We start from the raw sequence: 20735 nt of genomic DNA, 5'->3' as shown, positions 1-20735 counted from the left end.
TTCATTCCGGGTAGGTCACCCGAGGCGGTAGCTAACTTCCGGGGTCAGTCTGCCTTTGGGTAGATCGTGTGCGCAGGTGCCACGTTGGTCTTCATGGCCCAGGGGTAATAGATCGCCGTGGTGACGATGATGCCAATAATCCAGGAGACATCGGCACCGCCGAGCACCTCCACCAAAGGGCCCGTGTAGATCGTCTGATCCATAAACGGAATCTGCACCGCAACACCCACTACGTACGCAACCAAGGCGCCGACGTTCCAATCCCCGTAACGACCTCGGCGGTCATACAACGCGGGAATATCGAAACGGTCCTTAGATACAAAGTAGTAGTCCACCAGGTTCACCACGCTCCATGGCGTGAACACCATGAGCAGCGCCAGAACAAAGTTCTTGAAGTTGGCCAGGAAGTCAGCGGACGCAAGCAGGGCGACCACGATGGTGAGCGCAACAATGGTGACCACGAAGATCGCGCGGGCGACCTTGGTGACGCTCACTCGGTTGCGGAACGACGTGACGATAGTTAGCACACACATGAATGCGCCATACGCATTCAGGGTGTTGACCGTGAGCTTACCCAGGAGGATCACAATGAAGATGAGGAGAGCTAGCACGCCACCGCCGGCCAGGTCACCGATGAAGCCAACTTGGTTGTCCAGGAACGCCTCGCCACCCTGCGACAACGCCGTTGCCGCAATGAGGACGCCTAGGGTCATGGACCACTGCGAACCAATGACCGAACCACCAAAGGTGAACCAGAAGGTGGCTCGGCGGGGAGTGTTTTCTGGCAGGTAGCGGGAGTAGTCAGCGACATATGGGCCGTAGGTGAGCTGCCATCCGGCTGACAGCGCAACCACGCTCAAGAACACTGGTGCGCTGAACTGGTTGTTGGCGAGGACAGCTGGAATGTCGACTGTCACCAGCACGATCACTGTGAGGTACAGGAAGCCCAACAAGCCGGTGACCGAAGAAATGCGGCCCAGCAAGTGGATGTACTTGTACCCGAGCAAGGCAATGATCGCGGTGAGCACACCGAAGATGACGATACCCACCCAGCTGAATTCTTTAGCGGTGATACCCAAGATGCCGTTGACTGCCTGGCCAGACAGCACCGCACCCGTGGATGCGAAGCCGATGTACATGAGCACAACCAACACCAGCGGGAAGATCGCACCGATCACACCGAACTGCGCGCGTGACGAAATCATCTGCGGCAAGCCCAGCGTGGGACCCTGCGCCGAGTGCAACGCCATGATGGTTCCACCCAGGATGTTCCCTATTAATAAGGCAATGATGGCCCACAGGGCGTCGGACTTGAAGACGGCGATCGCGAGCGCGCCGTCGACGATTGCGGTGATCTGCGTGTTCGACCCAAACCACAGGGTGAACTGCGAAAACGGGGTTCCGTGCCGCTCATTTGGGGGGACCCAGTCAATGGTGCGGTTTTCAACGAGACCGCTCGTGGACTTTGTGTCTGCCATGAGCACTCCTCACTGGTGTTGGACGCGCATTTACGCATTAGGAACGGTTAATGCTAGCACGTGATGGGGCTCACAAATCCCGATTTCTAGAGGGTCCAGACGGTAACTTTTGTCCGACACAAGAAACTATCCATGTTGCCGGACAGAAGTTGCTTTATTGGTTGGGGGTGCGAGGTTTTGCGTGTTATTGGGGCTTGTCCGGGATGACCCGAGTCTCCCGCAGGCACCCCCACCGCAGGCGAAACGGCGCAAAGCGAGCGAAAACCAGCCGCACTTTCACCCTGCAGATGCCACCCCGCCACACGCACACAAACCGTTTACCCAACACAGCTCGATTGGACTGCTCCCCATTAGTTGGACTGACGAGGATCAGTTGTTTACTAGTGAGGAGTATTTCTATGCGTGCAGATAGTACGTTGACTGCGAGTCAGCGGGAAGAGTTGGTGGCCTTGTTTGAGCAGGGTTTTAGCTACGGTGCTGCGGCTAATCGTGTCGGGGTTCGTCATGGTCCTGCTAAGAACTTGTACCAACGGTTTAAGTTGCGTGGCAGGCTATGTCTTGTGAGGAAACGTAGAAAGCAGGAATACTCCTTCGAGGTTAAAAAAGCAGTCGTTGAGCGTTATCTCGCTGGAGAGGCCCAGCTGGATATCGCTCGTGAGTTTGGTTTGTGGTCTGATCAGCAGGTTAAAGATTGGGCAGTGAAGTGGCGTAAGGGCGGCGATGAAGCGTTAAAACCTAGGCCCAAAGGCCGACCAAGAAAGTCAGGCAAGCCGAAGGTGCTTACTGAAGAAGACGCGCTACGGCGTGAAAACGAACTGTTGCGGGCGGAGAATGCGTATCTAAAAAAATTGCGGGACTTAAGGGATCAGGGACACGCCTAAAGGTCCAGGCGATCGTCGCCCTTAAGTCTGACCACCGTTTAAGCGACCTTTTGTCTGTTGCCGGTATGGCCAGATCGACATTTTTCTACCACCAGAAACGTCTCACGAGCCCTGATAAACACGCAGTCCTTAAGACCGCGATTCGGCACAGCTTCGAGTCCAACAAGCACCGTTACGGGTACCGCCGCGTGTGGCGCGACCTGCGCAACAAAGGCTGGGTAGTCAATCACAAGCTGGTATACAAACTCATGGACCAGATGGGGCTGAAAGCCAAGATCAGGCGCCGTCGATCGTATGTCTCCTACGCGGGCACGGTCAGCCGTATCGCCCCAAACATCCTTGATCGCAACTTCACCCGGGATAAACCCAATACCGCCTGGGTCAGTGATATCACCGAGTTCAACATTACCGGCCGCAAAGTGTACTTGTGCCCGGTCATGGACCTGTTCGACCGCACAATCATCTCCCACACCGTGTCAACCTCAGCAGCGACAACATTTGCCGTGTCATCGCTGAAAGAATCGATCACGGCCCAGGCCCCGGAACCTGGATGGATCATACATACCGATCAAGGATTCCAGTTCCAGCACATAGCCTGGCGCACCTTGGTCGAAAAACACGAGGGCAAAGTATCGATGTCTCGCAAGGGCAACTGCTACGACAACGCCGTAATAGAGAACTTCTTTAGCCACCTGAAAACAGAGATGTACCACGGCGAAACCTTCAACAACATCAAAGAGTTCACCAACGCAATCGATGAGTACATCAACTGGTACAACAACCAACGACTACAAGAAAGACTCAAAGGCCAAACACCCATGCAATACCGAAACCAAACCCTTCAAGCCCTAACCGCCTAAAATAAAACCAGTCCAACTTTCAGGGGCAAGTCCATTCGAGTTGTGGTGGGTAACTGGGTTCAGCCCGCACCCACACCTCTACTGCTTCTTCAACTCACCTCGGGGTGCGATCACAATCCGCGGGTTCTGCTCAGGTCGAGGGGGCCGGCGGCGGCCACCCTCCCGGCGAGCTCCGGCACGGGCGTGGCCACACCGGTGGCCAGGGCCGCGAAGAGCAGGAGCATCAGCACGGCGATGACGAACTGCTGCCCGTAGAACTTGACCAGGCCCATGGTCCTCCTTCCTGCGCCGACGCCTGATGTCGACGGAAGTACTCTAGTCGCTCCGGATGAGACCGAGGTCTCTTCACCGTGGTGCGCACCGGCCTCTATAGAGGTCTGCTGTTGCCCGGCGCAGCGCTCCTACCTTGCTACACTGTTCTCAGCACCGAATCTGCGATGCGAGTGAGGATAAGCCGTTGAAGAGTGCGACCGATGCCGTCCGCTACTTCGTTTCGACCGTTTCGGCGATCCTCCTGAGCGTGCTGATCGAAACGGCCTGGGTCTACCTGTTGCGCCCGGACCCGCCGGGCAGATCGCTGCGGACAGAGCTCCTCGTCCTCTTCTATCTGCTCTTCTGGAACCTTTTCGTTATCATCTACGTCTCGTGGACGATGCGGTGCTACAAGCCCCTAAGCGGATCGGCGCTCATCGGCCAGGTGCGTCGCGAAGTCCGGACGCAGAAGCGCTGGTGGGCGCGGGCGTTCGGGTTCACTGGTGCGACGAACTTCGCCGTCACCGCTGCCGCCTTCGCCATTTTCCTGACCGTTGTGCTCGCCCAGACTGAGATGGTGCGCCAGTCGCCGCTGTACCTCGCACTCGGTGTCCACGCCGTTGCCGCCGCCTGGGTGTTCATGATCTTTGCCTTCGCCGCTGCTTACATGCACCTCAACTTGCCCGATGCCGAGAAGCGCCACATCCGCTTCCACGGCGAACCGCCCGAGGATTTCGACGACTATCTCACCCTGGCAGTGCTCGCCTCGACCATGGCCGCCGGCCTTTCAGCAGAGATCCGCACGAAGGCTGCCTGGAAGCAGATGCGCACCAATGTCATCGTCGCCTTCGGGTTCAACTCACTCGTGCTCGCGATGATCGTCTCGGTCACCATCTCCGCCCTGACTCGGTGACGGGTCAGCCACCGAGCACCTGTGTGCCGCACACGACGGTGCCCGGGGTGTTCGAGCTGGATCGTCTAGTGCTCGATGTACAGCCCCCGCAGCCCCTACTGGTTCTTCAGTTCACCCCGGGGAGCGATTACAATCCGCGGGTTGTACTGCGGCCGCAACCAGGTAACCAGCGTGACCATCTGCTTCTCGGTCACGGATACGCACCCGGCGGTCGAACCTTTCCCGTGCTTGTGAACGAAGATCGCCGAACCGCGCCCCGCCTTCCTCGCCGAGTTGTAGTCCACCACGGCCACGTGACTGTACTGCGGGATTTTGGAGAACACCTCGGCGTGCTTTGCGGGGCAACTACGGTTAGGCGCGCTCATCCAGGTGTTGTAGTGGCGCGAGCCAGACCGTGCACACCACTGGTCGTTGCGGTCGGCGCGGCGGTATTCGATCTTGGTGCCCTTGGGTTTTGCTTTGGTTCCAAAGGTGAAGGGGATGCGGTATTGCCCCATGGGCGTCTTGCCGTCGCCTTCGCGTTTGCCCGAGGCGGTCGCCAGCCCCTTGTACCCGAACCGGGCGTCTTTGAAGGTGTGTGTGCGGTGCCAGCGTTCGTCGTTGCGGAGTTCCCACAGTTCCACGGTGCCGGTTGTGGAAGATCGGGCCGAGGTGTGTGCGACGACGAGCTGCCGGCCGCCTTTGGGTTTGATTCCGTGTGGGAGGCCGTATGCGAGCACGCCAGTGGTGATGGTTCCGTGTTGGAACTTTTGGCGGAGTTTCCCGTCGTTGCCGATCCACGCGCTACCGGTGGGGTAGCCGTATTTGCCGCGTTCCCAGTTGTTGTTCTGCCAGATCCAGCGGATCGCACCCCACGTGGCGTGGGCGCCGGTCTTTGGTGACCAGTGGACGGAGCCGTATTGGAACTTCTGGTAGCACCCGCCGCCACGTAGGCCGCAGCGCTCGCTGGACACTGGGTAGCCGAGTTTGCCGCGTTCCCAGCCGGTACGTTTCCACTCGTTTCGGATCCCGCCCCACGTGGGGTGGGCGCCGGTCTTAGGTGACCAATGGATGGAGCCGTTCTTAAAGGCGCGGTAGCAACCACCTCGGGGGAGGCCGCAGCGGATGCTGCCGGTTGCTTTGCCTAACTTCTTTGCGTGTTTCTTTGCCGCGGCGTTGATCTGGCTGGTGGCCTGCCGAGGTGTTGCAGCGTGGGCAGGCGTTGCAGCAATGGCTGGTGTGAAAAGTGCGAACAGGGCGCAGAAGGCAATAGTCAGCACAACAGAACGATGGGGAAGCGTGTTCATACGGAAAGTGTATAGATTCTGCGGATGGTGGGCGGGGAGCGTTATGTGGCGCGTCGCTTCTTGATGTATGAGGTGGTGGCGCTGATTGCTACGGGGAGCATGGAGATTCCGAGGATGAGGAGAATGATCCCGTCGATCGAGTGAGTGATGCCTGGGATGTGGCCAAGGAGGGCGCCGATCAGCACCATTGAACCCACCCATGCGAGGGCCCCGCCTACATTCCAGATGACAAAGTTGCGGTATGGCATCTGGGCGGTGCCGGCTGCGACGGGCACGTAGGTGCGCACGATGGGAACGAATCGGCCAATGACCAGGGCTAGAGGGCCGCGGCGGTTGAAGAATGCTTCTGCGGTGGCGAGTCTGTCGGTGCGTAAGATGCGGGCGTCGTCCTTGAACAGACGGCGTTCACGGCAGCAAGATTGGTGTCGGCCGCAACATTGAACTGGATGGCACTCGTCGATGAGTGGACGCCCCGCACTGCAGTCTCGGCGTCCTCAAGGTTGCCCTTCTCCTCCACGAACCATTCCAGAAACGGTACCACCCGACAGGTTCAGGAGCCTGGACTCAGGGCGTGACATAATGGGCCAGTGACCAACTACGCAAACCCTCGATGGACATCTGAGCAGCAGGTTCCGTTACTCTGGATAATCCTGTACCTGGGTTGCCTGCTAATGGGGCTGGTGCTCGCCGCGCTGACCATGCCGTGGCCGGGCGACAGGGTCCTCGCGGTCCGGGTCGCGTTCGGCACGATGCTGGTGCTGTGTCTGGTGCTGCTGGCGATTGCCAGTTGGTGGCAGACGAAGTTGCTGCGCGAGCTGCGCAGGGTGTCGCCCTCACCCTGGCGCTGGATCGCTCTACTGGCAGCAGTCGTGGCCGTGGTGCTCGTCTTGACATGGGCGACGGGGGTGCAGGCCGAAGCCTCCGAGATGCTCGTGAGCCTGGGAATCTGGATGCTCACCGCCGTCCTGCTGGTCCCGGCCATCTCGGTCGGCACTCACGCCTTGGTGAAGATCCTCGCTGCGCGTACTCCTGATGCTCCGACTCGCTGACGTTGCCGTTGGCTCCAGAAGCTACCGTCCGCTTCAGACCCCGCCCGCATACCGGCGGGCTTTACACACAGCGGCAGTGCCTGCAGACAGGGGTAGCGTCTGGCGACAGCGGTAGCGTCGACCCATGGACGAGACCCTCACCGAGTTGGTGCTGCGCACAGTGGAGCTGGTGCCGCCCGGGCGGCTGGTCTCCTACGGCGACGTCGCGGCTCTGCTCGGGACCGGTCCCGGGGTCTCCACACGGGCGGCCGTGACCCCACAACCGGCGGGACGGCCCGCGCACACCAGCACGGGGGCGCTCACCGTGACCTCGGCGGCAGCGGACCAGTCCGTTGGCACAGAAGCCCTGCCGTTCGGAGCAACCACGGACGCAGGTGCCGTGCCCGCCTCCCGGACGAGTTCCCAGGCCACATCGGAGCTCTGGGCTGCCGGCGCCGGCAGCAGCGGATGCCACCCTTCGTCGCAGAGTTCCAGGTCATATGTGGCGGGCCCGTAGCCGGCCCCCTCCTCGCCCAGATTGCCCGCGACCTGGTGGCAACCCTGCGCCGTGATGCGAAAACCGACTGGACTGTGCGCGATGACGTGCGGGCTAAGCTGCGTCGCTCAATCAAAACTCTCCTGCGCAAGTACGGCTATCCGATCGAAAAACGCACCGGGGCCGTCATTTTGGTTATGGAACAGATGGAGCGCTTCGCTCCCCGCTGGTCGGATGTGGCGTAGCGGGTAGAAGGGCTAGGCGCACGGTCTGGGTTGGTTTGGCCGCTACGCCGTGCGTTTGGCTACTTGCACAACTTTCCAACCGTCGGGCAGTTCCCACACGTAAAACGTGGCATCTTGTGTGGGAGCCTCGAATGGCTGAGCCCCACCCGTAGTGTGTCGCACCAATAACTGCCCACCCGGCAACTGAAGCAACACCGCATAAATGAGCAGTGAACCTTCCGCCACATTGGTCCACACCTTCACCGCTCGAGCCGGAACAGGCTGAATACTAGGTCCGGCAGTCCTATACACCTCAAAGAAGTTCTTCTTGCTGGCCTGGTCCGATGGCTTCCTCACAAGGACCAGTACCGTCAACAACGCCGTCACCACCACGGCCAAAACCACAGGGAGCAGAGGCAGAACCCTCTGTGTCACGGTCAAAGAATCATCACCGAAACTTTGTGAAATGCCATCCCAACTCAGCACCACAACGAGCGCAACAATACCCAAGCTGATCGCCAAGAGCGGCCCCACCACCAGACCCTTGGGTAACTGAACTGCCCGAAAAGCGTCCTCGTGGGGAAGAACGAAGGGGTCTTCACCTTCAGGAACAATCCGCAGGAATGCTTTCTTGTCCGACTGCTTATTTGCCTGCAGTACAGTCAGCGATGTAAGAGCCACGTATTCCCCTAATCAGGCTTTCCACTTAAGGTGCAGGTCTGAAGCCTGCACTACTTTACGGTTAATCATGTTTGAGAAAACTGCTGTCTCCGTCTCCATCACCGCACGTGATGTGTTCACGTGGTTAAATGTCGCGCTCCCACAGCACTAGTTCTTCGTCACGAGCGCCACCGCCCAGGACGCGTGCGATCAGCTCTTCTGCGTCCTCATAGCTGATAAAGCCCAGCGAATCGTCATCGCGTTCCTCAACCGGGTTCGCGAACAGGTCTTCTAGTGCGCTCACCTGTTCAGGCTTCATGTATTGCCGGTACTTCGCTAGCCATGCCTGCGCGTTCTCCGCAGGGTTGCCTTCGCCCACGGGGTCATCATCATAGAAATCGCTGGCGGATGTGACCATGTCAGAGAAAATGAATCCCGCAAGATCGTCGGCGAGGTATTCGTCTTCATCTTCGTCGTTGATCAGCACAACCACAGGAGCGGAGTCGCCGTGTGCCTGCTGAGTAAGAAAACAGCACAGATTGCCCCCGGGTTCCATGGCGAAAGGCAAGAGCCCCAGGTCCGGGTCAATGTGGCGGTAGTCATCCGGCTCGGCCATCATGTCAAGTCGTTTGGCAATCTGGGTGGGATCGAGCAGCTCATAGTTGGTGCTGAAGTGCAGCAACGGAATGGCGTGCTCATCAGCTGACACGTCCAGCATCCCGTCTGCTACCAGGCGCAGAAACTCAGTCGGCCACTCACGGGAGTACCGAGCGGAGACTGCTTGGAAATCGCTCACGTTTGTCATGAATGCTCCTGACCTCACACACGCTATTGAAAGGGATCTTACTGGTTAAAGGGAACTTCGATCATAAACTTCGAGCGGTCCTGTGGCAGGTACTTCACAACAGGAACTACCATGCCCACGTGGACATTCTTGAGAACTGAGCGGTCACACCGTAGGGCTCAAGCTCTGGAGAGGCTGGTTCCGAAAGCCCGCGGGCAATACGGCTTTGGTGCAAGACGCGAGCACGCCGGATTTCCCCTTGTTCGTTCCCTGGACGGCCACCGATTCCAACTCGCGAACTTCCGCGTCATCCCTGCTTGTAGAGCGGAACGCTTTCACAGCCAGCATGAGCAGAACAATCGCCACAACAGCGGCGACACCGATCATGATCGGTTCACTAAGCATATCCATGCGTGCTCCTCGCTGCTCACGTCTGGGAGTTCTCCTGGTTTGAACGTATATAACGAGGGTGAACGGCAGGTACTTTTGAGTGAAATTTTGGTGCGTTTCACTCACCTGCCGATCTGCTCAGCACGGCGTATAAGCAACCCTGCATAGCATTCGTGGGTACTTATTTATGTGGCAAGGATCCTTGTGTCAAGATAATGTTATTTCGCTGGCTCTTGTCAGTGAGAGTTCTTACCACTAAAGGAGGGGTTCATGCGCGCACTTCGTGCAGCCTGTGCCTCGCTCGCGGCTGTTGCGATCACTGCTTTTTCGTTCGCCGCTGTTCCTGCCTTCGCGGGGCCAGATGACGATCGCAGCGTCGAGACGAAGGCACACATTGACGCGCCCAAAGTTTTTTGGAACAAAGCGACGAACACATTCGACATCAACTCACAGTCCAACGGGAAAACAGCTCCGCTGGACAAGACCTCCAACTGGGTCGGCCGTGGCTACAACGACGACGGTAGCCAGAACTACATCTTCCCGGTCACAGACGACCACCGCCTCGGCTTCCTTGGCAAGAACGGCCAGCTTCTCTACATGGCGCCACAGGTCCCCGGGCCCGGTAACAGCCCCATCTGGTCAGGCTTTGGCGCTGACACCGGCGTTCCTATTGAAAAGTTCCGTGACAAGAACTTTGCCCTGGAACTCGTAGGCTTCAACGGCCCCGGCGAGATGAACATGTTTAACTACTCGACGTTCGGCAACCTGCCCGTCACTCGCTTGTTCTCCTCCCACGACAAGGTTTCACGTACCGTGTGGCTCGACCCGGGTACGCACACCCACAACATCACGACCTTCACCAAGCCGGGCCGCTACGAAGTCACTTTCGACGCAAGTGCGCGGACGACTGCCGGTGCCTTCACCGCCTCGAAACCAACCACGCTTGTGTGGCGCGTGGGCGGTACGAACCCTGCTGACGAAAAACTCGGCGACGTTAAGACCGCCTACGACAAAGCCGCAGGCGTCACCGGTCCTTCCGCTCCGAGCTTCACCATCGCCCCACACGCCGGTAGCGAAAAAGACGGCGACAAGAACCTCACCGACCTCACCTTCAACGCCGGTAACGACGCCGCTGAAGGTACGGTTGTGTTCTACATCGACGGCTACCACCTCGCCGAAATCCCCGTCAAAGGTGGCAAGGCAACGTGGAGCGAAATGATCGGGTCCAACACCTCGGCATTCCAGGCCGTCTTTGTGCCCACCAAGGGGGCAGCACGCTGGATCAGTGCGCCTCTAACATCAAGCACCGGGCAAAAAGCAGTGACCACACAGAACGCAGGGCAGTTCCCCAAGGAAACCCCCGACGCACCCGCCGGTGACTTCTCTACTGGCGAAGTGCAGGTCAGCTCGCGTGACGTGTCCGTCAACGCGCACACGCAAGGTGACGGCAATCTGGTCACAATCGACACGAAGCCCGCAGATGACTCGCTCATCTACAACGTGACCGGTGGCTTTTACGAAAAAGGCTTCGACGAACCGACCTGTTCGGTGGATGTCGTAAGTGGTCCTGGGCGTCGCAGTCTCCAGGTAGATCGCGAATACTGCAAGGGAGATCAGTACACGCTCCGGCTGACATTGGAGCCGCAGCCACGCGCCACCATTGGCAATACGGAAACTATTGACCTTGGACAAGTCAGTGGCACGGGCAAACCTGTCCAGACCCAGTTCTCTGACGGCGGAGCTACCACCACCCCGGACCCAGGAGAGGGCAACGAAACGCCCAACCCGGATGACGGAAACGACGGTTCTGACGAAAGTCTCCTGAATACGCCTGTCACTATCAACAACGGGCATGTGGACTTGCGCGCCATGGACGTCAATGGCGAACTTTCGGTAGCGCTTGGTGACGATTCGCGCCAGCACGCCACGGAGTCCGTGAACCGTACGATCGACTCAACGACCTTGGAAGTGACGAAGCTTGCGAAAGTTAAGCGTGAAGGCGACGTGCTCGCTAACCCAAGCTACGACGTCCTTGGTCCTAAAGGCGCCGAGCTCTACATTCTTCCGCAGGCTCAACAGCCAGGTCGTGTGTGGCCAGGTTTCTCAAGCGAAACTCTGGACCGCACGAAGTATCCCGATGGTGCGACGATGACTCTCACACCAGTGAGCGCTCCTAAGGGTGGCAAGTGGTTTGCCTACACAGAGACCCTGGGTGCCATTCAGACCATGTACGCGTCGAGCGACAAGGCTTCTGACATTCCACTCCCACCTGGCACACACATGCACACCGCATGGGCGTTCACCAAGCCTGGAACGTACACGATCGATGTGACGGCGCGCGCAAAGCAGGCCACAGGTGGTGCGCGAAGCGCCGGTGGTGACGCGACAGCTAAGACGCAACGGCTCACGTTCGTCGTGGACCACAAGTCAGCTGGTGATGACGGTGACGGTTCGACTCCTCCGAGTGAGGAGCCCGGTGAAAAGCCAAGCGAGGCGCCAAGCGCACAGCCGAGTGAGGAGCCAGGCGAGCAACCAGGTGAAAAGCCCGGCGATCAGCCGTCGCAGGAGCCGTCTGAACAGCCTTCGCAGGAGCCAGCACCGGCCCCTTCTGACGAACCAACGCAGGAACCTGCACCAAAGCCTACGGAGCAACCAGGTGAACAACCTTCGCAGGAGCCCGGTGAGGAACCAACTCAGGCGCCTTCGGAAGAGCCGGGTGAGGAGCAGTCGGGTGAAGAACCTGGTGAGGGGTCAACTCAAGCACCTTCGGAAGAGCAGCCTGGTGAGGAGCCAGGTAAGGATCCGTCGCAGGAACCAAACGACCCGGCCAAGCCTGGTGAGTCCGACACTGACGACACTGGTAAGCCTGATGACAAGCAGACTGAAGCCCCTGCCGATGTCAACGAGGGCGGTTCGGACAGCGGTGCGAACAACACCTCGGGCGGTTCAAGTGACAGCGGCTCGAATGGTTCGAACGGCACAGCTTCGAACGACGGTGGCTTCCTGCCACGTACGGGTGCGTCGGTCCTGCCGATCGGCCTGACTGCGGGATTGCTCGTTGTCACTGGTGCTGCGCTAATTGCAGCTGTGCGCCGTCGCTCATGAGACAGGCTTAAGCGCAACTGAATAGTTAAAGGCAGTGCTCCGGGTAGGTTCGCCCGAAGCACTGTCTTTTTATTTTGTGACCTTCGTTCCTCTTATTCGGTTGAGCTTCGTGACTCTCCTCAGTGACAGATTGATCTGATCCGAAGCATCGACGAGACGTGATTGCAAAAATGTACAGATTAGACGCTTTTTGCGGTACGAAGCACTTCTTACTCCGTGGGATACAGCCACGCCAGGATGTGGAATGCAAACATGACTTCTAAACTGGTTCCACACTCCCGCTTTAACCCACCGTTTCAAGGAAGAAACGATGCGACACCCCGCAACTAGGCTGTCTGCCAGTGCTCTTGCCCTCGGGCTGTTCGCCGGAGGACTCGCTATAGGTTCACCAGCTCTTGCTGAAGGGAAGACCGGCGTCCCGCACTGCGGAACCGAAACCGGAGACACAGGAACCAAAGCTTGGACCAGTTATTCCGAGCTTCAGAAAGAACTCACCAAACTGGAGCGCCAGTCAAAGGGCGCCATGAAGCTTTTCACAATTGGCGAATCTAATCAGGGTCGTTCAATAAAGGCGGCTCGCGTTGGTACCGGGCCAAAAGTGATTCTTGTTCAGAGTGAGATTCACGGCAATGAAAAGACCGGAACCGTTGCACTTCTTAACCTTTTGAAGACACTTACAAGCAATACTCGAAAAGCACAGGAGCTTCGCGAACAGGTGACCGTTGTTGCCGTTCCGATGATGAATCCTGATGCTTCCGAGCTTGACCGTCGTGCCAACGAACGGACATGGGAAGAAGTCGTCGCCGACTTCCCGCAGCTCAAGAACGCAAAGTCACCGTGGAACTACTACCAGAAAGAAGTTCAGGGGGATGACTACGCGACGAAACCTGGCTTTGACGTCAACCGTGATTTCAACCCCAACCTTGACTATGTGCCTAAAGCAGAGGACTTCCCTGGAACCTCGGCAGACTCTGGGTGGTACATCCACCCTGAGTCGCAAGCAATCCGGGATCTGTACAAGAGTCTGAAGGGCGAGTTCGGAAATGTTGACACCTTTGTCGACCTCCACCACCAGGGACCCTGCTACGAGGCTGGTGACACAGGAAAGCAAGTCACATTGTCGTTGTCCGGCAAGTTCGTGGAAATCGATAGTCACTCGGACTACGCCGAGAATTACCGCATCGACTACTCCAAACAGCTGGTCCTCGCGGCAGAGGACTCTCTTAACAACCGGGGAAACTCACCGTATGGCACGATCTCGCTTTACGACCAGAACATTGACCTTCCAGGAACAGCCCTTGGTTCTTTCGCTCTCAACGGCTCTGGAACAGTTCTTTTCGAAGTCCGCGGGCAGACACAATCATGGGGTGCCAAAAAGAAGGGGCAGTTGGTGAAGGCGGTTGAAACTGGGCTGACCGGAATTGTCCACAGCGTCGCTGATGGTTCAGTGGAATCCTACGAGCCTAAGGACTACGACAGTATCCCTGAGACCACCTATCCGGAGAACTAAGGCATCAAGTCCTTAACTTGAGCCAGAGGGGTTGGAGAGGATTCTCTCCAACCCCTTGAAAAATGTCTAAGCATCACTTTTTGAGCTCAGCAAGACCTTGTTTGATCCGATGAATTCCTTCTTGAATTTGCGGCACGGAAGTCGCAAACGACATACGCAAGTACCCTTCACCTGACGGCCCGTATTCGCTTCCTGCACGCAAAAGAACACCCTTATTCGCTAAGGCTGCACATACTTCAGCGGATGGAATGGAAAGCCCATGGCGAAAGAACACATAGAAGGCACCTTCCGGATCAGAGAACTCCACACCCGGCACTTCGCTGAGTTCTTTCACAACTACGTTTCGTCGAGAAACGTACTCCCTCAACATTGGCGCGTAGAGTTCTTTGCCTGACCGCAACGCGGATATAGCTGCCTTTTGAACTGCTGCGTTTGGGGCGCCAGCGATGGTTCGTCCTACCTGTGAAATTGCCTTGGCAATTGGTTCTGGTGCCACAGACCATCCAAGCCGAAAACCCGTAAGCGCGTATGTTTTCGACAAGGTGTCTACCTGGATCAGTCTCTCCGCTAGTTCTGGGATTTCAAGTGCGGAGGTGAAGCTGGTGCCGTATGTAAAAGCCCGGTAAGCTTCATCGCTCACAATAATCGTGTCGGTATCTGCAAGTCCTTTCCCTAACGCTTCAAGTGTTTCTTTTGGCACAACTGCGCCCGTTGGATTTCCTGGGTTACATAGGATGAGCATTTTCGCTGTGCGGGCAGCAGCCAATGTGCTTTCGAGTACCACATGCTGATTGTGGTCGAGCGGTACCCACACAACTTCGCCACCAACCATTTCAACCAGATCGCTGTACAGCGAATATGTAGGCTCCGGTAATGCAACCCGATCGCCCTTTCCAATAAGCGCGAGGATTATTGCCGCCAAGATGCCGGTAGCACCATGCCCAATAGAGATTTGGTCTGGTGTTACCGCGGTTCGTTCGTGTGAATCGACGGCAATGCTCGTCTGCCTCCGCGCGTCAGTTGCCTGCTGAGCGATCAGAGAACGCAACTCTGGGTCACCGTTTAAATTTCCATAGTGTGTGTGGCCATCCAAGAGTGCCTGATAGAGGGCTTCTATGACCGGCCGTGGGGCGTCGAAATCCGGCTCTCCCATTGAAAGGTCGACCGCGCCTGGCAATGGTCGGGTGCCGGCGGGGCGCAAGGAAGTTTCACGGATTCGTTGAAGTGCGGGGGAGATGAGTGGGTTCATAGTAATCCTTTGCTTAGTGCTCAGAGCGGAACATTTTCTGTGGCGTGGGTTACAAAATGACGTAACATAGAGTACTCTCTCATTTGAGAGTTAGCTATTACTTATCGGAATGTGACCAATGGAGACCACGATGAACAACAACGTTTTCACAGCTGCAGCCGAACTAGGAGCGGCCACCATTCATGAAGCTCAGGGAAAAGCTGGAGCACTGTCTCATGAGATCAAACCCCTAGACCCGTCCTTATCCTTGGCCGGTCGCGCCTTAACTGTTCTTACCCGCCCTGGAGATAATCGCGCATTGCACCTTGCTCTACTGGAAGCCCAGTCAGGTGACGTACTTGTTATTGATGCTTGGGGATGGAAGGAAGCAGGCGTGTGGGGCGATGTGCTTACTGCCGCTGCACAGCAGATTGGGCTCGCAGGGGTTGTTATCAATGGTGCAGCCCGTGACGCAGCTACGATCAAGAAACTCAAATTTCCAGTGTTTGCAAAAGCGCTTTCCATCAAGGGCACAACAAAACTCGATGATGGAGTTATCGGCGAAGCCGTAACGATTGATGGAGTCAACATTCGTACCGGTGACCTCATTGTTGGTGATGTTGATGGTGTTGTCGCGGTACCACAGGACTCAGTCACAAAGACGCTGGAGGCCGCGCAAGCTCGCGAGGATAAAGAGGCCGACTGGGTTGAGCAAATCGGTCGTGGCGCACGAACAGTAGATCTTCTTGGTCTGCGATGAAGCTGACCTGCTAAACAATCAGAAAGAGGCAACTTATGAAGTGGTGGTTCCGTCAAAAGCTACACACACAAGTCCTAATAGGCGCAGTATTGGGAATTATCGCGGGTATTGCTCTACGGGAAAACGCAATGATCCTCGATCCAATTGGGCAAATCTTCCTGCGTTTGCTGAAATTCCTTGTGGTGCCACTTGTAATAGCAACTCTCATGTCGGGAGTCTTGCAGATGCGCTCTGTTGGTGAGCTGGGCAACGTTGGGGCTAGGTTTTTTGCGTATTTAACAGTCACATCGCTCATCGCATCCGCATTTGGTGTTGGAATGGCGCTACTTTTGCGCCCAGGAAAGGGTTTAGATTTGGCGTCGATCGATGCCGAAGAAGTCGAAACCGAAGACTTCAGTTTTGCTGAGCAGTTACTTAGCTGGGTGCCAGACAACTTTTTTCTCGCAATGTCCGAAACAAGCATGATCCCACTGATCATCGGCACAATCCTTTTTGCGATTGCGATGATGCTCATCGGAGAGGAGCGGTTGCCACGTATCTTTGCGATGGTCCGTGAGGGAACCGAGGTCATGCTCAAACTTACTAACATGATCATCCAAGTTTCGCCTTATGGTGTGTTTGCACTACTCGCGGTACTTGTCGGAACAACCGGCACCGAAATGCTTGAGGCTGCAACAAAATTTGTCGTCGCAGATGTGGCCGGCATTTTGTTGGTAGCCGTTGTTGTGTACCCATCTGTCTTGATGACCTTCGCTCGAATAAATCCGTTGCGTTTCTATCGCAAAGCGTGGCCTTCAACGATGTTTGCCATGACCACGTCTAGTAGTGCGGCCACGATCCCAGTATCCATGAGGGTTGCGCAGGACAACCTTGGGGTACCTAGGAAAATCTACGGCTTTACTGTCCCCTTCGGTGCCACCGCAAACATGGATGGATTTGCCGTTGCACTTGGTGTTATCTCGATCTTCGCGGCCGATGCCTTTGACATGAAAATTACAGTGGGCCTTATCGTGCAAATCATCCTTTTGGGCCTGGCTTTGTCGCTCGGTGCGGCCGGTGTACGTGGCGCTGGAATCGTCATGTCCGCGGTACTATTTGAAGCCCTTGGATTGCCCTTGGATCTCATCCCATTGTTGGCAGCAATTTGGCCCATCATCGACGTCGCGCATACAGGTTTGAACATAACCAGCGACCTGGCCGGCACCGCAACAGTAGCAGCGCAAACGAATGAACTTGACCGGAAAATATTGAACGCTCCAACTGTCGGTATGCATCAAACAACCGCAAAATCTGATGCGCGTCAACAGTAAAACGTTCGGTTGTGATTCAGCCGAGGCCGTCCGAGTACCAATGAAACATTTGCTATCAAGTTAAGGTGCGGTCTCGGCTTAATCATTGCTAGTCCACGACCGAAGAAGCGCACAGTAGGAATGCGAAAGACGCGTTGCGATTTCCTGGTTTGACCACTTACGTTGCATACGCAGGTCGCGAAGCTCTCGCGGGTCAAACATGATGTTGTGTAGGTATAGCGCATCCTCAAGGTCGATGGAATTCAACTTCAATGCGTCAAGAAGGTGCGATATTGGACGCTCCCATGCAGAACGGACAGTAGTGATAACCGGATCTCCTGCATGAAGGCGACTCAGGTACCCTTCGCGGGAACGCAGACGGATAATTGCGTCCCCATACGTACTTTGCATACGTAGCCACTCCCCAAGCACATCGGCAAAGAGGTCTTTGCCTACTGAGCTACAGCTTTGGCTGTACTCTGCGAGCTCCACGATCACAAGACGTAGATACTCTGTACGTAGGTCATCTAAGCTCGGAAAGAATCGGTATGCAGTTGCCACGGACAGCTCGGCGCGTTTTGCGATTTCAGGCATTGTTGCGTTCTCATGATCACGAAACAAGAAACCTGCCGCATCAATCAGACGTGCTCGGTTGCGTACCGCGTCAATCCTACGCTTACTGCGTTGCTCCGCCATGGCCACGTCCTCTACTTTGCCAACTGTTAACTATCAACCGTACTGAGTAGCCACCCGCCTAGTCCCGAAGGGTCACTCCACAGAAAAGAGCGTCACATAAACAGTAACGTTTCTACCCCAACGTGATCGTCTTCAATGACTGTTACCAGTACTAAGCCAACAAGACGACTAACTGGGCGAAATGTAGTATTCAGGACCAAACCAACCACAAACTGGTGAGCAACCGAGCGTGATGAATTCGTTGCCACGATTTTTGGTTAAGTTGAGTAGAGAAGAAGCAAACCCCCTCAGTGGGTTGTCCGTAGAGTCAGCTGCTTGACGAACAACGCCAGCACAAGGGCGGCCACAACAAAAGGCACGCCACTGACGAACACCAAGTGCATGGCCTCACCCATGCCTTGGTGAATGGCATCGACAATTGGCCCTGGCAAGGACTCAAGTTTTGCCGGATCCAAAGCCGAACCCACCCCTGAGTCCGCACCCATGGCACCGCCCATCCCCTTGGCCCCTGCAGGCAGGTGCTCCTGAATCTTGGGCACCATCGCCGAACTCATAATCGACCCCAACACCGCAATCCCAATCGTTGACCCAACGTTGCGGAAGAACTGCACCGCCGCAGTTGCCACCCCAAGCTCAGCGCGATCAACCGCGTTCTGCACCACCAGGGTGTACGTCTGCATGGACATGCCCAAGCCCATCCCCACAACCGTCATCGCAAGCGTGAGATCCCACAGGTTCGACTGCCACGTCAGCATCGACAACAGCACGTACCCGCCCAACAGCATCATGGCGCCGGCAATCAAAATCACTTTGTAATTGCCAGTCTTGGTAATGACGACGCCCATCAGAATCGACGTCACAATCATGGCCACGTTCAGCGGAATCAGAATCGCCCCCGACTGCGTAGCCGAAACACTCAACACACCCTGCGCATAAACCGGGATGTAAATGATCGCCCCAAACATGGCCACCGCAATAAAGAACGATGCCAGAATCGACAACGACACGGTAGAACTCCGCAGCATGCGCAACGGAATCAGCGGGTTTTCCACCCGGGTCTCAACCCACACGAACGCTGCCAGCAACACAACGGCCACGGCACCCATGCCAAGAATCACCGGTGAGGTCCACTCGTACGTGTTTCCACCCCACGAGATCGCCAGCAACCCAATCACCAGCCCCGGCGTCAGGGTGATGATGCCCAGGTAGTCTAGTTTGCCCTGTGACCGCTGCTGAGGCACGTGCATGAACTTTGCCAGAAACAGCAGGGCCACGACCCCAATGGGCAACGCCAGGTAGAACAAGTAGCGCCACCCCAGCGTGTCTGTCACCCAGCCACCCAAGAGGGGCCCCGCGACCGAGGCGATCCCAAACGTCGCCCCCATCAGTCCCTGGTATTTGCCCCGCTGCCGAGGTGGGATGATGTCGCCGATGATCGTTTGGCTCAGCGGCATGAGGGTTCCCATCCCCGCGCCCTGGAGGGCGCGAGCGAACACGAGGAACCAAAAATTGGTGGCCATTCCTGCAAGCGCTGCTCCCAGCATGAACACCACCAGACCGCCGATGTAGAAGGTTTTGCGCCCGTACATGTCTGACAGTTTTCCCACGATGGGCACGGTCACCGCTGACATCAGCATTGCGGCGGTAGCGATCCACGAGTAGTGCTCCATGCCACCGAGCTCAGCGACGATCCTTGGCAACGCGGGCCCCACGATGGTTTGGGAAATCGCAGCCACGAACATCCCCAACATGAGCCCTGCGATGACGAGTTTGCCTTGGCGGTCAAGCCCCGTGAACTCGCGCGGGGTTTGGGTGGAGCCACGGACAGCAGTGTCGGGGGCAGTGGTCTCGTCAGGAAGCTCAATGCGGGTGCGACTCGTTGCACTTTGGGTACGTTCGTTGGTTTGCGGTGCGTGGGAACGTTCGGCCATGAACTCCGTCCTGAAAAACTTGCAGTCTCTGAAAGTTTGTGACGGATTGAGTTTATGCCTGCGTGGTTGAAAAGTGAAGTAGTAGCACCCAAAATTGTGACGAACGAAACGCTTGCTTCTGCGCGACCGTTCGGCTGAGTTCGCCACTGAGCCGGGGAGCGAATGCCACGCATGAACAGGTGCTTGTCTAGCATGAGTGCGAGGAACAACATGGACACTCAAGAACAACCCCAGGGTCTACGCGAGAAACGGAAACGTGAGTCCCGCGACGCCATGCACCGTGCGGCACTCGAACTGGTCAGCGCACACGGGTTGAGCAACGTCACGGTTGAACAGATCGCTGAACGCGCAGGTGTGTCCGCCCGCACCCTCTTCAACTATTGGGGCAGTAAAGAGGCCGTGGTACTGGGAGCCGAGCCCGCCTCGGACGTGGCACTTGTCAAAGTTCTGCAGGGCCGCCCGGCAGACGAAGACGTTGCCGAATCCTTGGCAGTAGTGCAACGGGCGTACCTTGAATCCGCAACTCCAGACCGATCTATCCGCACACTCAAACGCAAGGTGATGCGGCGCGAACCGCAACTGGCACAAATGTCAATCAACTACCACAACGATGTGCAGCGGTCACTGATTGAAACCCTGGCTGGGCGTTTGGAAGCCGACTTTGACCAGGATGTTGCACATGACTTGGCGACCGTTGCCATATACGACATGTTTGCAACTGTCCGCGCTGCTTTTGCTCTGTCCATGCGACATGACATCGACTTGTTCGAAGCGCTCGCACGGATCAACGCCTACCGGGCGGACGGGTTGCTTGCGTTTTCACGTGCGTAGGTGAGTGCGGGCGGGGCTATACTTAATGCAATCGTTCAGCCCACCCCGACATTCGTTGGGAGTGGGCTGGATCTTTTTAGGTGCGTGTTCGGCGCGTGTTGAGCGTCACCAAGCAACCTAGCCCGCCAGTGGC

General features: G+C 56.8%; 17 protein-coding genes and 2 pseudogenes. 9 read left to right on the top strand and 10 right to left on the bottom strand.

The features are described from left to right. Positions 1-44: 44 nt before the first annotated feature. Positions 45-1478, bottom strand: a complete 1434-nt coding sequence (locus JOE56_RS06265; protein WP_204515303.1) for a purine-cytosine permease family protein — start codon at positions 1476-1478, stop codon at positions 45-47. Positions 1479-1982: 504 nt separating this feature from the next. Here JOE56_RS06265 and JOE56_RS06255 point away from each other — a divergent pair. Beyond that, positions 1983-3219 (top strand): annotated as a pseudogene (locus tag JOE56_RS06255) (IS3 family transposase). 110 nt (positions 3220-3329) lie between these two features. Here JOE56_RS06255 and JOE56_RS06250 read toward each other — a convergent pair. After that, positions 3330-3491 carry a hypothetical protein gene (locus JOE56_RS06250; protein WP_204515302.1) on the bottom strand — a complete coding sequence of 54 codons (162 nt, stop codon included), beginning with the start codon at positions 3489-3491 and terminating at the stop codon, positions 3330-3332. A gap of 185 nt (positions 3492-3676) precedes the next feature. On the opposite strand from JOE56_RS06250, the gene JOE56_RS06245 reads away from it, so the two are divergent. After that, positions 3677-4384 carry a DUF1345 domain-containing protein gene (locus JOE56_RS06245; protein ID WP_204515301.1) on the top strand — a complete coding sequence of 236 codons (708 nt, stop codon included), beginning with the start codon at positions 3677-3679 and terminating at the stop codon, positions 4382-4384. Between the two features lie 95 nt (positions 4385-4479). Here the strand turns inward: JOE56_RS06245 and JOE56_RS06240 are convergent, their stop codons facing one another. Then, the gene (locus tag JOE56_RS06240; protein ID WP_204515300.1) at positions 4480-5670 is read right to left on the bottom strand and encodes a L,D-transpeptidase family protein; all 1191 of its coding nucleotides are present in this window, start codon (positions 5668-5670) and stop codon (positions 4480-4482) included. Positions 5671-5711: 41 nt separating this feature from the next. Beyond that, positions 5712-6047, bottom strand: coding sequence for a DedA family protein (locus JOE56_RS06235; protein ID WP_338028672.1), 336 nt, complete (start codon positions 6045-6047; stop codon positions 5712-5714). A gap of 210 nt (positions 6048-6257) precedes the next feature. Between JOE56_RS06235 and JOE56_RS06230 the strand changes: the two genes are divergently transcribed. After that, on the top strand, positions 6258-6719 hold the full coding sequence (locus tag JOE56_RS06230; protein WP_102239362.1) for a hypothetical protein: 462 nt from the start codon (positions 6258-6260) through the stop codon (positions 6717-6719). Positions 6720-7223: 504 nt separating this feature from the next. Beyond that, a pseudogene (locus tag JOE56_RS06225) lies at positions 7224-7439 on the top strand (type I restriction enzyme endonuclease domain-containing protein); the annotation flags it as partial. Between the two features lie 42 nt (positions 7440-7481). Here JOE56_RS06225 and JOE56_RS06220 read toward each other — a convergent pair. From JOE56_RS06220 to JOE56_RS06210, 3 genes are all read right to left on the bottom strand, one after another. Next, on the bottom strand, positions 7482-8099 hold the full coding sequence (locus JOE56_RS06220) for a hypothetical protein (RefSeq protein ID WP_204515299.1): 618 nt from the start codon (positions 8097-8099) through the stop codon (positions 7482-7484). Between the two features lie 124 nt (positions 8100-8223). Continuing rightward, entirely contained in the window at positions 8224-8883 is a 660-nt protein-coding gene (locus JOE56_RS06215; RefSeq protein WP_204515298.1) for an SMI1/KNR4 family protein, read from the bottom strand. Positions 8884-9027: 144 nt separating this feature from the next. Further along, complete coding sequence (locus JOE56_RS06210) at positions 9028-9273, bottom strand: hypothetical protein (RefSeq protein WP_204515297.1); 246 nt, start codon at positions 9271-9273, stop codon at positions 9028-9030. Between the two features lie 249 nt (positions 9274-9522). Between JOE56_RS06210 and JOE56_RS06205 the strand changes: the two genes are divergently transcribed. Both JOE56_RS06205 and JOE56_RS06200 read left to right on the top strand, forming a co-directional pair. Then, the gene (locus JOE56_RS06205; protein WP_204515296.1) at positions 9523-12357 is read left to right on the top strand and encodes a choice-of-anchor M domain-containing protein; all 2835 of its coding nucleotides are present in this window, start codon (positions 9523-9525) and stop codon (positions 12355-12357) included. A 310-nt stretch (positions 12358-12667) separates the two neighbouring features. Then, positions 12668-13867: a M14 family metallopeptidase gene (locus JOE56_RS06200; protein ID WP_204515295.1), complete on the top strand. Its 1200-nt coding sequence runs from the start codon at positions 12668-12670 to the stop codon at positions 13865-13867. Between the two features lie 73 nt (positions 13868-13940). Here the strand turns inward: JOE56_RS06200 and JOE56_RS06195 are convergent, their stop codons facing one another. Continuing rightward, positions 13941-15116: a pyridoxal phosphate-dependent aminotransferase gene (locus JOE56_RS06195; RefSeq protein WP_204515294.1), complete on the bottom strand. Its 1176-nt coding sequence runs from the start codon at positions 15114-15116 to the stop codon at positions 13941-13943. A gap of 130 nt (positions 15117-15246) precedes the next feature. Here JOE56_RS06195 and JOE56_RS06190 point away from each other — a divergent pair, with 130 nt between their 5' ends. Next, the gene (locus JOE56_RS06190; RefSeq protein WP_204515293.1) at positions 15247-15855 is read left to right on the top strand and encodes an RraA family protein; all 609 of its coding nucleotides are present in this window, start codon (positions 15247-15249) and stop codon (positions 15853-15855) included. 35 nt (positions 15856-15890) lie between these two features. After that, positions 15891-17165 carry a dicarboxylate/amino acid:cation symporter gene (locus JOE56_RS06185; protein WP_204515292.1) on the top strand — a complete coding sequence of 425 codons (1275 nt, stop codon included), beginning with the start codon at positions 15891-15893 and terminating at the stop codon, positions 17163-17165. 78 nt (positions 17166-17243) lie between these two features. Here the strand turns inward: JOE56_RS06185 and JOE56_RS06180 are convergent, their stop codons facing one another. Further along, positions 17244-17840, bottom strand: a complete 597-nt coding sequence (locus JOE56_RS06180) for a TetR/AcrR family transcriptional regulator (protein ID WP_204515291.1) — start codon at positions 17838-17840, stop codon at positions 17244-17246. A gap of 287 nt (positions 17841-18127) precedes the next feature. Next, positions 18128-19771: an MDR family MFS transporter gene (locus JOE56_RS06175; RefSeq protein WP_204515290.1), complete on the bottom strand. Its 1644-nt coding sequence runs from the start codon at positions 19769-19771 to the stop codon at positions 18128-18130. Between the two features lie 210 nt (positions 19772-19981). Here JOE56_RS06175 and JOE56_RS06170 point away from each other — a divergent pair, with 210 nt between their 5' ends. Further along, positions 19982-20602 (top strand): TetR/AcrR family transcriptional regulator, encoded by a 621-nt coding sequence (locus JOE56_RS06170; protein ID WP_239530384.1) that lies wholly within the window; start codon positions 19982-19984, stop codon positions 20600-20602. Positions 20603-20735: the final 133 nt, after the last annotated feature.

The sequence above is a fragment of the Brevibacterium paucivorans genome, from assembly GCF_016907735.1.
In the GTDB taxonomy this organism is placed as follows: domain Bacteria; phylum Actinomycetota; class Actinomycetes; order Actinomycetales; family Brevibacteriaceae; genus Brevibacterium; species Brevibacterium paucivorans.
Note: the sequence above shows the minus strand (reverse complement) of the source record. Positions and strands in the feature narration are given on the sequence as shown.

Coding starts and splice junctions, on each gene's coding strand:
- JOE56_RS06265 (WP_204515303.1), bottom strand. CDS start 1,478: ATGGCAGACACAAAGTCCACGAGCGGTCTCGTTGAAAACCGCACCATT.
- JOE56_RS06250 (WP_204515302.1), bottom strand. CDS start 3,491: ATGGGCCTGGTCAAGTTCTACGGGCAGCAGTTCGTCATCGCCGTGCTG.
- JOE56_RS06240 (WP_204515300.1), bottom strand. CDS start 5,670: ATGAACACGCTTCCCCATCGTTCTGTTGTGCTGACTATTGCCTTCTGC.
- JOE56_RS06215 (WP_204515298.1), bottom strand. CDS start 8,883: ATGACAAACGTGAGCGATTTCCAAGCAGTCTCCGCTCGGTACTCCCGT.
- JOE56_RS06210 (WP_204515297.1), bottom strand. CDS start 9,273: ATGGATATGCTTAGTGAACCGATCATGATCGGTGTCGCCGCTGTTGTG.
- JOE56_RS06205 (WP_204515296.1), top strand. CDS start 9,523: ATGCGCGCACTTCGTGCAGCCTGTGCCTCGCTCGCGGCTGTTGCGATC.
- JOE56_RS06200 (WP_204515295.1), top strand. CDS start 12,668: ATGCGACACCCCGCAACTAGGCTGTCTGCCAGTGCTCTTGCCCTCGGG.
- JOE56_RS06195 (WP_204515294.1), bottom strand. CDS start 15,116: ATGAACCCACTCATCTCCCCCGCACTTCAACGAATCCGTGAAACTTCC.
- JOE56_RS06190 (WP_204515293.1), top strand. CDS start 15,247: ATGAACAACAACGTTTTCACAGCTGCAGCCGAACTAGGAGCGGCCACC.
- JOE56_RS06185 (WP_204515292.1), top strand. CDS start 15,891: ATGAAGTGGTGGTTCCGTCAAAAGCTACACACACAAGTCCTAATAGGC.
- JOE56_RS06180 (WP_204515291.1), bottom strand. CDS start 17,840: ATGGCGGAGCAACGCAGTAAGCGTAGGATTGACGCGGTACGCAACCGA.
- JOE56_RS06175 (WP_204515290.1), bottom strand. CDS start 19,771: ATGGCCGAACGTTCCCACGCACCGCAAACCAACGAACGTACCCAAAGT.
- JOE56_RS06170 (WP_239530384.1), top strand. CDS start 19,982: ATGGACACTCAAGAACAACCCCAGGGTCTACGCGAGAAACGGAAACGT.